General features: G+C 67.4%; 14 protein-coding genes. 5 read left to right on the top strand and 9 right to left on the bottom strand.

The features are described 5' to 3' along the window. Positions 1-64: 64 nt before the first annotated feature. The 5 genes from ehuA to JL37_RS24350 all read right to left on the bottom strand — a co-directional run bounded on the left by ehuA (position 65) and on the right by JL37_RS24350 (position 4,430). The gene (ehuA, locus tag JL37_RS24370) at positions 65-835 is read right to left on the bottom strand and encodes an ectoine/hydroxyectoine ABC transporter ATP-binding protein EhuA (protein ID WP_043547563.1); all 771 of its coding nucleotides are present in this window, start codon (positions 833-835) and stop codon (positions 65-67) included. Continuing rightward, a complete protein-coding gene (ehuD, locus tag JL37_RS24365) occupies positions 832-1,503 on the bottom strand; it encodes an ectoine/hydroxyectoine ABC transporter permease subunit EhuD (RefSeq protein WP_043547562.1) in 672 nt (223 codons plus the stop codon). Before ehuD ends, ehuA begins: the two co-directional genes overlap by 4 nt. Then, entirely contained in the window at positions 1,500-2,153 is a 654-nt protein-coding gene (gene ehuC, locus JL37_RS24360) for an ectoine/hydroxyectoine ABC transporter permease subunit EhuC (RefSeq protein ID WP_043547561.1), read from the bottom strand. The genes ehuD and ehuC overlap by 4 nt, the downstream gene beginning before the upstream one ends. A gap of 10 nt (positions 2,154-2,163) precedes the next feature. Next, positions 2,164-3,087, bottom strand: a complete 924-nt coding sequence (ehuB, locus tag JL37_RS24355; RefSeq protein ID WP_052097582.1) for an ectoine/hydroxyectoine ABC transporter substrate-binding protein EhuB — start codon at positions 3,085-3,087, stop codon at positions 2,164-2,166. A 188-nt stretch (positions 3,088-3,275) separates the two neighbouring features. Next, positions 3,276-4,430 (bottom strand): ABC transporter substrate-binding protein, encoded by a 1,155-nt coding sequence (locus JL37_RS24350; protein WP_043547560.1) that lies wholly within the window; start codon positions 4,428-4,430, stop codon positions 3,276-3,278. A gap of 268 nt (positions 4,431-4,698) precedes the next feature. Here JL37_RS24350 and JL37_RS24345 point away from each other — a divergent pair, with 268 nt between their 5' ends. Both JL37_RS24345 and JL37_RS24340 read left to right on the top strand, forming a co-directional pair. Continuing rightward, positions 4,699-5,124, top strand: coding sequence for an OsmC family protein (locus JL37_RS24345; protein ID WP_043547559.1), 426 nt, complete (start codon positions 4,699-4,701; stop codon positions 5,122-5,124). Between the two features lie 131 nt (positions 5,125-5,255). Further along, positions 5,256-6,545, top strand: coding sequence for an Nramp family divalent metal transporter (locus tag JL37_RS24340; protein ID WP_043547557.1), 1,290 nt, complete (start codon positions 5,256-5,258; stop codon positions 6,543-6,545). On the opposite strand, the gene JL37_RS24335 is transcribed toward JL37_RS24340, so the two are convergent. Then, positions 6,518-7,495, bottom strand: coding sequence for a LysR family transcriptional regulator (locus JL37_RS24335; protein WP_081955193.1), 978 nt, complete (start codon positions 7,493-7,495; stop codon positions 6,518-6,520). The two genes, JL37_RS24340 and JL37_RS24335, sit on opposite strands and share 28 nt — an antisense overlap. Before the next feature lie 165 nt (positions 7,496-7,660). Here JL37_RS24335 and JL37_RS24330 point away from each other — a divergent pair, with 165 nt between their 5' ends. Next, the gene (locus tag JL37_RS24330; RefSeq protein WP_043547555.1) at positions 7,661-8,566 is read left to right on the top strand and encodes a LysR family transcriptional regulator; all 906 of its coding nucleotides are present in this window, start codon (positions 7,661-7,663) and stop codon (positions 8,564-8,566) included. A gap of 64 nt (positions 8,567-8,630) precedes the next feature. Here the strand turns inward: JL37_RS24330 and JL37_RS24325 are convergent, their stop codons facing one another. Next, complete coding sequence (locus JL37_RS24325) at positions 8,631-8,852, bottom strand: hypothetical protein (protein WP_043547554.1); 222 nt, start codon at positions 8,850-8,852, stop codon at positions 8,631-8,633. Between the two features lie 174 nt (positions 8,853-9,026). After that, on the bottom strand, positions 9,027-9,668 hold the full coding sequence (locus JL37_RS24320; protein ID WP_043547553.1) for a TetR/AcrR family transcriptional regulator: 642 nt from the start codon (positions 9,666-9,668) through the stop codon (positions 9,027-9,029). 102 nt (positions 9,669-9,770) lie between these two features. On the opposite strand from JL37_RS24320, the gene JL37_RS24315 reads away from it, so the two are divergent. After that, positions 9,771-11,054 carry an MFS transporter gene (locus JL37_RS24315; RefSeq protein WP_043547552.1) on the top strand — a complete coding sequence of 428 codons (1,284 nt, stop codon included), beginning with the start codon at positions 9,771-9,773 and terminating at the stop codon, positions 11,052-11,054. 20 nt (positions 11,055-11,074) lie between these two features. Here JL37_RS24315 and JL37_RS24310 read toward each other — a convergent pair whose 3' ends face one another. Beyond that, a complete protein-coding gene (locus tag JL37_RS24310; protein ID WP_043547551.1) occupies positions 11,075-11,776 on the bottom strand; it encodes a GntR family transcriptional regulator in 702 nt (233 codons plus the stop codon). A gap of 127 nt (positions 11,777-11,903) precedes the next feature. Here JL37_RS24310 and JL37_RS24305 point away from each other — a divergent pair. Then, positions 11,904-12,860: tripartite tricarboxylate transporter substrate binding protein (locus tag JL37_RS24305; RefSeq protein WP_043547550.1), on the top strand; the 957-nt coding region annotated here is incomplete at its 3' end.

Here is a 12,860-nt window from a genome sequence, read left to right as displayed (position 1 = left end):
CGCGCGCGGCGCGAATCCCAACGCCCCCGGCAGGGTCAAAGCCCGCCGGGGGAGCGGCAGCGGCCTATTGGCCTTCTATCACGGAGTCCAGGAACTGGCGCGTGCGCGCCTCCTTGGGCTGGCTGAACAGCACGGACGATTCGGCGTCCTCGACGATATTGCCCTCATCGAAGAACAGGGTGCGGTCCGAGCTGCGCTCTGCGAACTTCATCTGGTGGGTCACGATGATCATCGTCATGCTGCGCCGCGCCGACAGATCGCGCAGGATCTGCAGGATCCCGCCCACCAGTTCCGGGTCCAGCGCCGAGGTCACCTCGTCGAACAGCATAATGTCCGGGCACATGGCCAGCGCCCGCGCAATGCCCACGCGCTGCTTCTGGCCGCCGGACAGCTGCGCCGGGTAGACGTCCAGCTTGTCGCCCAGGCCGACCATCTCCAGGTATTCCACGGCCCGTTCCCGGGCCTGGGCGCGCGACATGCCCAGCACGCGCATCGGCGCTTCCATGGCGTTGGCGAGCGCAGTCATGTGGGGAAACAGGTTGAAGTGCTGGAACACCATGCCGATCTTGCCGCGCACCTTGCGCAGGTGCTCGGAATTGGGTCCGGCGGGCCGGCCCTGCGCGTCGGTCCACATCGGCACGCCGTCGATCTCGATATCGCCGCTGCTGGGACGGTCCAACGTCATCAGCACGCGCAGCAAGGTGGACTTGCCCGAGCCCGATGGGCCGATCACGGCCACGGTCTGGCCAGCGGGTATTTCCAGGTTGATGCCACGCAGCACCTCCAGTTCGCCGTACTGCTTGCGCAGGTTCTTGATGCTTACGCTGGCGCTCATCGTTTTCCTCCATATCGTTGCAGGCGGCCCTCCAGGCCACGCACTCCCCAGGCCGCCACCAGGCTCAGCGCCAGGAACAGCAGGCCCACGAGGGTGAGGGGCTCGGTGTAGCGGAATGTCGTGGACCCGATCATCTTGCTTTGCTGCAGCAGTTCCACCACGGTGATCGCGGACAGCAGGGGCGTGTCCTTGAACATGGCCACCAGGTAGTTGCCCAGCGCCGGCACCACGGGCGGGATGGCCTGCGGCAGCACGATGTCGACAGCCGTGCGCCAGCGCGACAGGTTCAACGCGGTGGCGGCCTCCCATTGGCCGCGCGGCACCGCCTCGATGCCCGCGCGGTAGACCTCCGCGCAGTAGGTCGCGTAGTGCAGACCCAGGGCGATGATGCCGGTGGCCAGCGGAGACATGCGCACGCCGGTCAGCGGCAAGACGTAGAACAGGAAATACATCTGCACCAGCAAAGGGGTGCTGCGCACGAACTCGATCACGAAAGCGGTGGGCAGCGATACGATGCCCAGCCGCGAACGCCGCAGCATCGCCAGCACCAGGCCCAGGGTGACCGCGACCAGCATGCCCAGCAGCGTGGCCTGGATCGTGACGACAAGCGCGGCGCCCAGCGTGGGCAGGATTTCCAGGGCGAAAGACCAATCGAATATCGGCGTCATCGGACCCTGACCCTCCGTTCGAGCAGCCGCACGCCGGCGGTGATCAGCAAGGCCACCGCGAAGTAGAGCAGCAGCATCAGGGTGAAGATCTCGGTGGTGCGCAGGGTCTCGCTGCGCAGCAGCTGGCCCCGGAACGTCAGGTCGGTAATCGTGACCAGAGACACCAGCGCGGTGTTCTTCAGCAATTCGATCAGCAGGTTGCCGGCGGGCGGCAGCATGGCCGGCACGGCCTGCGGCACGATAATGCGGCGCATGATCTGCCCACGCGTGAGATTCAGGGCGACACCCGCCTCGCGCTGGCCGGACGGCACCGCGCGGATCGCGCCGCGCACCACTTCGGCGCCGTAGGCGCCCGCATTCAGCGCCAGCACCACGATACCCACCAGCATGGCCGGCAATTGCACCCCGAACAGCGGCAGCACGAAATAGAACCAGAAAAGCTGCACCAGCGCCGACGTGCCGCGGAACACCTCCACATAGATCGACGCGATCCAGCGCACGGGACGCACCGAGGACAGGCGGCAGATGCCCGCCGCCAGCGCCAGCGGAACGGCCAGCACCACCGCGCCCGCCAGGACCTGCAGCGTAACGCCCAGGCCTTCGAGCAGCGGCGGCGCCAGCTCGGCGAAATGCTCCGATATCAGCTGCATCCGCGCCCCCTTACTTGCCGGCGCACAGCTGGGCGGCGGTGACTCCCTTGGGCAGTTCCTGCGGCGTGAAGCCGAACGGCGCCACCAGCTTCTGGTGTTCTTCCGTGCCGATGAACTTGGCGAGCTCGGCGTTGAACGCGTCGGCGAAGGCCTTGTCATCGGAGCGGAACGCGTAGGCGCCGTAGCCGCGCACGCTCTTGCCGTCGATGACCGGATCGGTGAACGGCTCGGCCTTCTCCAGGCCGCTGGCCTGGCTGGTCTTGCCCATCAGGTCGTTGACCGTGAGGGCGGTGGCCGCATACGCATCGGCGCGCCCGGCCTGCACGCCGGACAAGGCGCTGACCGCGTCCGGAAACACCACCACCTGGCCTGCCGGCACCTTGGATTTGGAGGCGTACTCGGCCTCGATCGCGCCCACCACCACGCCCAGCTTGGCCTCGGGATTCTTCACCACGTCTTCATAGCTGTGCAGGTTCTTGGGATTGCCCTGCTTGACCAGGAACGACTGGCCCACGCCATAGGTGGGATCGGAGAACGCGACCTGCTGGCAGCGTTCGGGCGTGACGTACATGCCCGCCGCAATGATGTCGAAACGCTTGGCCTGCAGGCCTGGGATGAGGGAGCCGAACTCGGTCAGGACGCCCTCCACCTCGTTGATGCCCATGCGCTTGAGCACGACGCGGGCAATCTCCACGGATTCGCCCGTGACCTTGGCTTCCTTGCTGTCCATGTAGGCGAATGGCGCCTCGTTGGCGTAGCCGATGCGTATCTTGCCCGCCGCCTTGGCGGCTTCCAGGGTGGAATCGCCCGCCGGCGCGTTGGCCGCGGCCGGGGCGGGCTTGTCCGATCCCGAATCGGAACATGCGGCCAGCACGCCCAGGCTCAGCGCCAGCAGGAAGCGTCGGGATCGGGTCAGGGTCAAGGACGGATTCATGGATTATTTCTCCCTAATTTATTTCTAGGTACATGGATTCACTAAAAATGATACGACAATAAATCATTTCGGCACTAATGATATGACCGAAAAAAAGCAGGCCGCGGCCTGCTTTCCGTTCGTCCGGCCCTATGGGGCGTTAAGACACGTTACCAAGGGTTGGCGGGCATGACCCCGCCTTCGCGCCTTCATTGGGCGTACGAGAACCGCCCATTCTTGACAATGCCCATGACGCGGGCGCGCTCATCGAAACCCTGGTGGTTGTCCTTGGAGATGTTCAACACCCCATTGGGCACGACCAGGTCCCGGGTGTTCTCCAGCGCGTCGCGCAACGCGGCGCGGAATTCCGGGGTGCCCGGCTTGGCGCCCGTTTTCAGCGCGCGGGCCACGGCCGAGTCCAGCAGCATCCAGGCGCCATAGGCATCCCCCGCGAACTGCGTCAGCGTGTGCTTGCCGTACTGGGCTTCGTACTTGTCGGCGAACGCCACGGCAACCTTCTTGACCGGGTTGTCGTCAGGCAGCTCGCGGGCGACCACGCCGGGCCCCGTGGGGAACAACGTGCCTTCCACGTCCGCGCCGCCCACCTGCAGGAATTCCAGCGTGCCGATGCCGTGGGTCTGGTAGACGGCGCCGGTATAGCCGCGCTCCAGCAATGTTTTCTGCGGCAGCGCCGAGGGCGTGCCCGAGCCCGCGATCAGCACCGCGTCCGGCTTGGCTGCGATGACCTTCAGCACCTGCCCCACCACGGAGGCATCGGTACGCTGGAAGCGCTCCTGCGCGACGATCTTCAGTTCGGATCCGGCGGCGGCGCTGAACTCCTTCCACCAGCTGTCGCCGTAGGAATCCGCAAAGCCGATGAAGGCCACGTTCTTCAGGCCCTTCTTCTTCATGTCTTCGACCAGGACGGTCGCCATCAGGGAATCGTTCTGCGGCATCTTGAACGCCCAGGCGCGCTTCGGATCCGACAGCGGCTCGACGATGACGCTGGAAGCCGCCAGCGCGATCATGGGCGTCTTGGTCTCGGCCAGCACGTCCAGGCCGGCCAGCGCGGCGGCGGTCGTGTTGGGCCCGACGATGGCGTCGACCTTGTCCTCGGAGGTGAGCTTGCGCATGTTCTTCACCGCGCGGCTGACGTCGGTGCCGTCGTCCAGCACCACATAGCGGGCCGGCTCGCCGCCCAGCGTCGCGGGCCACAGGCGGATCGCGTTGTTGGTCTGGATGCCGATCGAGGCGGCCGGACCGGTCGTGGACACGTCCACGCCGATGACGACTTCGGCCTGGGCGGAAAAGACGGGAACGGCCAGCGCGACAGCGCAGGCGCAGCGGAGAAGATCGAGAGACATGACTACGGTTCTCAGAGGATGTGAAGGGGATGCCCATATTCTGCCTCATGTCGTGCCGCAACTCTTGGACGCGCCGCAATCGGAGGCCCCGCCGCCCTGCCGTTACATCGGCTTGCCGATACGAGCGCGCGGTTTCCTCGCTGGCGGCACGCGTCCGCCGTATCATCGACGATGCCCCCGAAGGCAATGCGGGCCGCTCCTCCCGCGGCCCGCTCCCCCCACCACCGGACCCGCTCGCGACGGGCGCGGGCCCCTACAGGAGTCAAGCATGAAGAAAACCGCAACCGCCGCCTGGTCGGGCGACCTGAAGACCGGCAAGGGCACGATCTCCACGCAAAGCGGCGCGCTCAAGGACCAGCCCTACGGTTTCAATACCCGCTTCGGCGACACCCCCGGCACCAATCCCGAGGAACTGCTGGGCGCTGCGCACGCCGGCTGCTTCACCATGGCGCTGTCCAACATCCTGGCGGAAGCCGGCATGGTCGCGCAGAGCCTGGACACCAAGGCCGAAGTCACGCTGGACAAGGTGGAAGACGGCTTTTCGATCACGGCCGTCCACCTGACCGTGGAAGCCGTCATACCCGGCGCCAGCGCCCAGGCCTTCGAGGACGCCGCCCGCAAGGCGGAAAAGGGCTGCCCGGTATCCAAGGTGCTCAACGCCAAGATCTCCATGGACGCCAAGCTCAAGTCCTGATCCCCCTTCCCGGCCCATGGCCCGTCCGGCAAGGGCGGCGCCATTGGGCCGCGCTATCCCCTGTTTGCCCAAAATCAATTTGACGGGGGTCGATCGCTTCTAGACAATGCGAATCATTCTCAGGAGCGATCATGACACGTTTCATCTACGCGATATCGGGCGGCAATGCCGTTCCGGCGCAAGACGTCCAGGTGTCGGCCAACCTGCGCCGCATGATCGGATCCGGCCTGCTGGTGGCCGTGGGATATATCGATCCGGGCAACTGGGCCACGGACATCGCGGGCGGCAGCGGCTTCGGCTATGGCCTGCTGATGGTCGTCATCGTGTCCGCCTTCCTGGCGCTCGGTTTCCAGGTCCTGGTGTCGCGCCTGGCGCTGGCCACCGGCCAGGACCTCGCCACGCTCACGGCGCGCCATCTCTCCCCCCGCCTGTCGAAGGCGGCCTGGCTGGCCGGCGAAGCCGCCATCCTGGCCACCGCGCTGGCCGAACTCGTCGGCGGCGCCATCGCGCTGAGGCTGCTATTCGGCCTGCCGCTGATCGCAGGCGTCGCCGTCACCGGCGTCGGCACCTTCGCCGTGCTAGCGCTCGCGCGCGGCAACGCCGACCGGCACGAACGCGTCATCGCCCTGCTGCTGTCCGTTGTCGCGATGTCGTTCGTGTTCCTGCTGTTCAAGGCGAATCCGGCCTGGACCGAGGTGGCGCACGGCGTCACGCGCACGGGCCACGCGCTGCGCGATCCGCAGGGCTTCCTGATCGCGCTGGGCATCCTGGGCGCAACCCTCATGCCGCATAATCTTTACCTGCATTCCGGCTCGCTCGCGCAGCGCGCGCGGCAACTGCCGCCGGCCGCCCGCGGCCTCGCCATGCGGGTGGCGCGCAACGACACCATTGTGTCGCTGGGCGTGGCCATGCTGATCAACGCGGCGATCATGATCGTGGCGGCGGCGTCCCTGTCGGGCTCCGGCCTGATCGTGTCCAGCCTGGACGACGCCCATGCGGTGATCGGCCGCACGCTGGGGGCCGGCGCGGCCATCGTGTTCGCGGTGGCGCTGTACGCGGCGGGGCAAAGCTCCACGCTTACGGGCGTGCTGGCGGGCCGCATTCTGTCCAATGGGTTCCAGGTCCGCCGCGGCTGGTCCGACCGCCGGCGCGCGCTGATGACGCGCCTGGTCGCGGGCGGCGCGGCCGCCTGCCTGCTGGCCTTCACGGGCGGGGAGGACCCGGATGGGCTGCTGGTGCTGAGCCAAGTGATCCTGAGCCTGGCCCTGCCCTTCGCGCTGGGGCCGCTGGTGCTGCTGGCCCGCCGCAAGAGCCTGATGGGCCAGTACGCGCTGCGCGGCGGCTGGGCCTGGGCCGCCGTTGCGGCCACGGTCGGCATCCTGCTGCTGGACGGCTACCTGGTGGCTGACATGTTGGTCTGACCCCTGGCCGGACGGGCGGCGCTGCGGCGGCCCGGCGCCGTGGCGGACGCGCCGCCCGGGCGTGGCGCGATGGCTTGGCGCAGCATGGCGATCATGGCCCGGGTCTTGCGCGGCAGCGGCCGTTGCGCCGGCGCCAGCGCGGTTACCGGCAATGGCAGCAGGCCGTGCTCCGGCAGCAGCCGCACCAGCCTGCCGGACGCCAGTTCGGCAGCGCAGGCCGGCTGCTGGACGACGCCTATCCCGCCCGCGCCCAGGATGATGTCGTACATCGCGCGCCAATGCGTGGTGGTGACCGCTGTACGGATCGATGCCTGCCTGCTGCCCCCTGTCGCGACGTCCACCATGGGCAGGACGTCGTTCGGGAAGGCGTCCTTGACGCGGATGAACGAATGCCCGGCCAGCTCCTGCGCAGTTGCTACCGGGCCGCACCGATCCAGATACTCCGGCGCCGCGACCAGCACGCTGTCCACCGCGCCCAGCGGAAATGCGAGGTAACGCCCGTCGCCGGCCCTGCCAAGCCGGATGGAGAGATCGACGCCTTCCACCGCCGGATCCATGACATCGTCGTTGAGGACCAGCTCCACCAGCAGGCCCGGATGCTCGACCCGCGCGGCGATGATCGTAGGCACCACGACCTTCTCGCCGTAGCAGTGGGCGGCGGCAATCCGCAACGTGCCGCCGATCTCCTGGTTCGCGGACCAGACGGCCTCGGCGGCCTCGGCGGCGCCCGCCAGCAGGCCCTGGCTCCGCTCGTAGAACACCCTGCCCGCTTCCGTGCATTTGAGGGTGCGTCCCGTGCGCAACAGCAAGGTGGCGCCCAGGAAGCGCTCCAGCTTCTCGATGCGTTCGCTGACCGCGGGCTGGCCCATGCCCAGGTCGCGGGCGGCGCCCGACATCGTCTCGCGTTCGACGACGCGGACGTAAATGCGCATCGCCGCCAAAAGATCCATACCCATTCCAATATCCCACCGGGCGCGTGTTCCGCCGGCGCCGCCAATCGCGCGGCGCCGGCGCATACGCTCTCAAGCGCATTCTAGGGATGATCATGTAAACCAAAAAGACAAAATTCTCTTATCATCGTTTCCATTAGGTTTACACAAGAAGCGCACTCGACCATGAAGCCGAACCAATTGCACGCCTTTGTCGCCGTCGCCACCCAGCGCAGCATCCGGGCAGCCGCGCGCAGCCTGGGAATTTCGGCGCCTGCCGTGACCAAGATCGTGCGGGAGCTGGAACGCGAGCTGGACGCGGCGCTGGTGGAACGCAGCGTCAAAGGCATCCAGCTCACCGACTGCGGCGCAGCCCTGCTGCCCCGCGCGCGCCTATTGCTCGATGATCTGCGGCGCGCGCGCGAGGAGGTCGCGCAGTTGCGCGACGGCAATGCCGGCCAGGTTCGCATGGCGGTCAGCGCGGCGTTCGCGCAGACGCTGTTCGTGCCCGCGTTCCAACGGCTGCGTGAACGGCGCCCCGGCGTGTCCCTGCATGTGAGCGAAGCGGGCCCGGCCGGCATACTTGCGCGCCTGCGCGAGCCGCAAGTCGATTTCGCGGTCATGCACGCGGATCCGGAGGTGCTGCGGGACGAGTTCGTCTGCCTGCCGCTGTTTCCCGTGCGGCTGGTGGTCGGCATGCGCAAGCAACACCCTTTGCGCAACCGGCGCTCGATCCGTGAATTGCTCAATGCGGAATGGGCCCTGCCCGGCGATGGCGGCGATCCGCTGTCGGCCACGACCCGGCTGTTCGCGTCGCTGGGCTTGCCGGTGCCGCCCCGCGTCGTGCAGGGGGATTCGCTCAGCGCAGCGCTTGCCCTGGTGTCACAGACGGATCACATCGGGCTGTTCATCGAGCCGCTGGCAAAGGCGGTGTTCGGCAAGCTGGGCATCCGCCTGCTCTACCCTGAAGACGCGCTGCCGGTCCTGCAGGTATGCGTCATACACCGCCGCGGCAGCGACCTGACGCCGGCGGCGCGCCAATTCATTGCCGGCCTGCGCGAAATCCTGGACGAGAGAATGCCGGCGCAATGAAAAAGCGCCGGCTGCATGGCCGGCGCTTTTGCTCGCGATGCGGTCCGCATCGCCGAAAGGCCCCTCAATGGTAGGCCGAGACCACTGGATGCTGGCGGCGGCCGGCGTCCATGTCGTGCAGCACTTCGCCCACCGCGCCGCCGAAAGCGGACAGACGCACTTTCAGGCGCAGCCAGCGCGAACCGGCTGCATGGCCGGACAGGCTTTCCGCAACGATCGCGTCGCGGATCAGGGTACGTTCCAGCTCATCCGACATGCGGGCATTCTTCAGCGCGGTATCGCTCATGGTTCTCTCCTTGAGAAAGCGATGTGGAACAACACGAGTCCATCTTAGACCTGTGCTTGCTGCGCCGCAATAAAAATCTTCAAGCATTTTTTTGTGCGTTGCGCAATGGGTACAAACACCAAAAATGGTGCAGGCACGCACTGCGGCGCGCACCGGCTTTGTGCAGGCCGGGCCTCAGTCCCGCTGCGAGTCCGTGGCGGCAGGTCCGGCCGATGCATCCAGGTGCGCCTGGATCAGCTTGTCCGCCATCTGCGCAACCCGGCCGGCGGGCCCGCCCTCGCCGAAAAGCTGGCTGGAGACGAAGGCGCCCTCGAACAGCAGCAGCAGGCCATCGCCCAGCGCCGCGGGGTCCGCAGCCCCCATTTCCGCCGCCATGGCGGCCAGGCGTCGCCGCAGTTCCACCTTGTGCTCCACCGCCACGGCGCGGGCGGGATGCCCGGCTTCGGGATACTCCACCGCTGCATTGGTCAGCCCGCAGCCGCGGTACCCGTTTTGCACCGCGCGCGCGCCCAGCCCGGACAGGTAGTCGAGGACTTGGGCGCGAGGGTCGCCCGGATGCGCCTCGCACGCGGCATCGAAGCGCGCCCAGAACTCGGCGTCGTAGTCGCGCAGATATGCCGCCGCCAGCTCGTCCTTGGACGAGAAACTGCGGTACAGGCTGGGCTTGGTCACCCCCGCCTGGCTGACGATGGCGTCCACCCCCACCGCTCGGATGCCGTCCCGGTAGAACATTTCCCGGGCGGTCTTGCGGATGCGCTCGGCCGCCAGCGGCGGCTTGGAGGCCGGCCGTTGCGCGCTAGAGATTTTGCTGGCCATAGGAGGCTCCTTTCCGGATGACGAAAACGGCAAGAAATCGCTTGACGACGTTACTGACCGGTACGTACTATTCGCAAACCCAATTACGTACCGGTCAGTAACATGAGTATACCCCACCCTCCCATGCCGTTCCGGCGCGCCGGCCAGAAGTACGCTTTTGTGGTCGTCGCGGTGGTTTTCCTGTCGCTCCTGGTATCGGCCGGGCTGCGCTCTTCGCCCAGCGTTCTGCTGGTCCCGCTGGAAGAAGCCTTCGGCTGGAGCCGCAGCACGATCTCGTTCTCCGCCGCCCTCGGCATCTTCCTCTATGGCATGGTCGGGCCGTTCGCGGCCGCGGCGATGGAGCGTTTCGGCCTGCGGCGCGTGCTGATCAGCGCCCTTGCCCTGATGGCCGCGTCCAGCGCGGCAAGCGCCTACATGACCGAGCCCTGGCACCTGCTCATGACATGGGGCGTGTTCTCGGGCATCGGCTCGGGCGCGGTCGCCGTGGTGCTGGGCGCCACCGTCGTCAACCGCTGGTTCACCCGTCACCGCGGCGTGATGATGGGGCTGTTGACCGCCAGTTCCGCGACCGGCACGCTGGTGTTCCTGCCGGCGCTGGCGGCCCTGGCCTCTTCCGGCGACTGGACCCGGGTGGTGTGGGCGGTGGCCGCCGCGGCGGCCGCGCTGGTGCCGCTGGCCTGGTGGCTGGTGCCCGACCGTCCGGCCAGCGTGGGATTGACGCCGTTCGGCAGCGATCCGCATGCCCCGGCCGCGCCCGCCGCGCCGCGCACCGGCCTGCTGGCCGCCACTTTCGGCGCCCTGGCACGAGCCTCCAGGACCCGCACGTTCTGGTTCCTGTTCGCCACCTTCTTCGTCTGCGGCTTCACCACCAACGGCCTGGTCGGCACGCACCTCATCGCGCTTTGCGGAGACCACGGCATGCCCGAAGTGCAGGCGGCGGGCCTGCTGGCGCTGATGGGAATTTTCGACCTGATCGGCACCACGGCCTCGGGCTGGCTAACGGACCGCTACGATCCGCGCAAGCTGCTCTTCGTCTACTACGGGCTGCGCGGGCTGTCGCTGATCTACCTGCCCTACTCCGATTTTTCGTTCTACAGCCTGTCGATCTTCGCCATCTTCTTCGGCCTGGACTGGATCGCCACCGTGCCGCCCACCCTGCGCCTGACCACCGAGGCGTTCGGCGAGCGCGACGCCTCCATCGTGTTCGGCTGGATCGTGGCGGGCCATCAGCTCGGCGCCGCGAGCGCCGCCTGGATGGCGGGCGCGATCCGCGAAGCGCAGGGCAGCTATCTGATGGCCTTCGTCATCTCGGGCGCGACCGGCCTGGCCGCCGCCGTCATCGCGCTGATGATAGGCAGAAAGCGCGCGGCGCCCCAGCCCGCCTGAGCGGCGCGCCCGCGGGGAGCTCAGCTTCCGCGGGCCGCCGCGTGCCGCACGCGCAGGTTGTAGGTTTTCTTGCTGCCCACGTGCTTGCGGATGAGCGCTTCGGCGCGCTCGCCGTCGCGCTGCATCAGCGCCTGCACGAAGGCCTCGTGGTCGGCCACTGCCGCCGTCCATTCGTCGCTGTCGAAATTGGACTTGTAGCGCAGCGCCTGCACCTGCAGGTTCAGCCTGTCGTAGGCGTGCGTGAGCGCCGGATTGTGCGCGGCGCGGTTGATCGCGATATGCGTGCCCATGCTCGCGGCGAAATACGCGCGGATATCCCGCTTTTCATAGTTTTCGCGCATCTGCGCGTGCAGCTGCGCGATGTGCGCCAGCTCGGCATCCGTCGCGCGCTCGGCCGCCGCGCGCACCGCCAGCCCTTCCAGCACCGACAGCACATCGAAAATGTTCTCGACGTCGTCCGCGGATAGCTCGACCACCATCGCGCCGCGCTTGGGCTGCAAGGCCAGCAGGCCGTCCGAGGCCAGCATCCGGTAGGCCTCGCGCAAGGGCGTGCGCGAAATCTTCAGTTGCTCGCAAAGGTCACGCTCGTTCAGCCAGGTGCCCGGCTTGAACGTGCCGTCGATGATGAGCTGCCGCAGCCTCTCGGCGACCACCGCCGGCAGCGTGGGGTGATTGATGGCCAAATCGGGGACGGATTGATCCAGGACTTCAGGGTTAGCCATGAGTTGTTCGCACTCGCTAATTCGACTATTTTTGTATCTGGTATACCAGACACCAAAGGCATACCAACCTGACCCAATCATAGAGCAAGCAACACGCGGGCAGGCACCCACCACCAAGGAGACCTTCATGAACAAGCACGCTCGCGCCTGGGCCGGCGCCCTGGCGCTGACCGCCGGCCTGGCCGCCGCCAGCTCCGCCCTGGCGCAGGACGCTACCAAATGGCCGGAACGGCCGCTACGCCTCATCGTCGGCTTCGTGCCGGGCGGCGGCACCGACGTCTCGGCCCGCATTCTTTCCGCCCGGCTGTCCACCCTGCTGGGCCAGCAGGTCGTGGTCGAGAACAAGCCCGGCGCATCCGGCCTGATCGCGGCCGACTATGTGGCCAAGGCCGACCCGGACGGCTACACCCTGCTGCTGGCGAACATGCAGTCCACGGTCGCCGCCCCGTACGTCGTGCAGTCCAATATCGACCCGATCAAGGATTTCACGGCGGTGCGTTACATCGGCTCGGTGCCGAACGTGCTGGTCGTCAACCCGTCGAAGCACTCCTACGCCACCGTCCAGAACCTGGTGGACGATGCCCGCGCCAAGCCCAAGCAGCTGCTGTACGCGTCTTCCGGCATGGGCAGCCCGCAGCACCTGAGCGCGGCCCGCTTTTCGCAGATCGCGGGGGTCAGCATGGAGCACGTGCCCTACAAGGGCAGCGGCCAGGCGATGACCGACCTGCTGGGCGGCAGCGTCGACATGAACTTCGACACCCTGCCCGGCGCCATCAACCAGATACAGGCGGGCAAGCTGCGCCCCCTGGCGGTCACCAGCCCGGAACGCAGCAAGCGGCTGCCCGATGTGCCCACGCTGGCCGAGTCCGGCATCAAGGGCCTGGACATCGTGCAGTGGTATGCGGTGCTCGCGCCCGCCAAGCTGCCCAAACCCGTGCTGGACAAGCTCGACCGCGCGCTGAGCCAGACGCTGGCCGACCCCGGGATCGCGGCCAAGCTGGCCGACCAGGGCATGGATCTGGGAGGCGGCCCGCAGACCCCGGCAGCCTTCGCCAGCTACGTGCGGGATGAATGGAGCAAGTAC

The organism is Achromobacter sp. RTa (genome assembly GCF_000757485.1).
In the GTDB taxonomy this organism is placed as follows: Bacteria; Pseudomonadota; Gammaproteobacteria; order Burkholderiales; family Burkholderiaceae_B; genus Achromobacter.
This window is presented reverse-complemented; position numbering and strand designations above follow the sequence as displayed.

Coding starts and splice junctions, on each gene's coding strand:
- JL37_RS24330 (WP_043547555.1), top strand. CDS start 7,661: ATGAAGCCGAACCAATTGCACGCCTTTGTCGCCGTCGCCACCCAGCGC.
- JL37_RS24325 (WP_043547554.1), bottom strand. CDS start 8,852: ATGAGCGATACCGCGCTGAAGAATGCCCGCATGTCGGATGAGCTGGAA.
- JL37_RS24320 (WP_043547553.1), bottom strand. CDS start 9,668: ATGGCCAGCAAAATCTCTAGCGCGCAACGGCCGGCCTCCAAGCCGCCG.
- ehuC (WP_043547561.1), bottom strand. CDS start 2,153: ATGCAGCTGATATCGGAGCATTTCGCCGAGCTGGCGCCGCCGCTGCTC.
- ehuB (WP_052097582.1), bottom strand. CDS start 3,087: ATGAATCCGTCCTTGACCCTGACCCGATCCCGACGCTTCCTGCTGGCG.
- JL37_RS24340 (WP_043547557.1), top strand. CDS start 5,256: ATGACACGTTTCATCTACGCGATATCGGGCGGCAATGCCGTTCCGGCG.
- ehuD (WP_043547562.1), bottom strand. CDS start 1,503: ATGACGCCGATATTCGATTGGTCTTTCGCCCTGGAAATCCTGCCCACG.
- JL37_RS24350 (WP_043547560.1), bottom strand. CDS start 4,430: ATGTCTCTCGATCTTCTCCGCTGCGCCTGCGCTGTCGCGCTGGCCGTT.
- JL37_RS24345 (WP_043547559.1), top strand. CDS start 4,699: ATGAAGAAAACCGCAACCGCCGCCTGGTCGGGCGACCTGAAGACCGGC.
- JL37_RS24310 (WP_043547551.1), bottom strand. CDS start 11,776: ATGGCTAACCCTGAAGTCCTGGATCAATCCGTCCCCGATTTGGCCATC.
- JL37_RS24335 (WP_081955193.1), bottom strand. CDS start 7,495: ATGGATCTTTTGGCGGCGATGCGCATTTACGTCCGCGTCGTCGAACGC.
- JL37_RS24315 (WP_043547552.1), top strand. CDS start 9,771: ATGAGTATACCCCACCCTCCCATGCCGTTCCGGCGCGCCGGCCAGAAG.
- ehuA (WP_043547563.1), bottom strand. CDS start 835: ATGAGCGCCAGCGTAAGCATCAAGAACCTGCGCAAGCAGTACGGCGAA.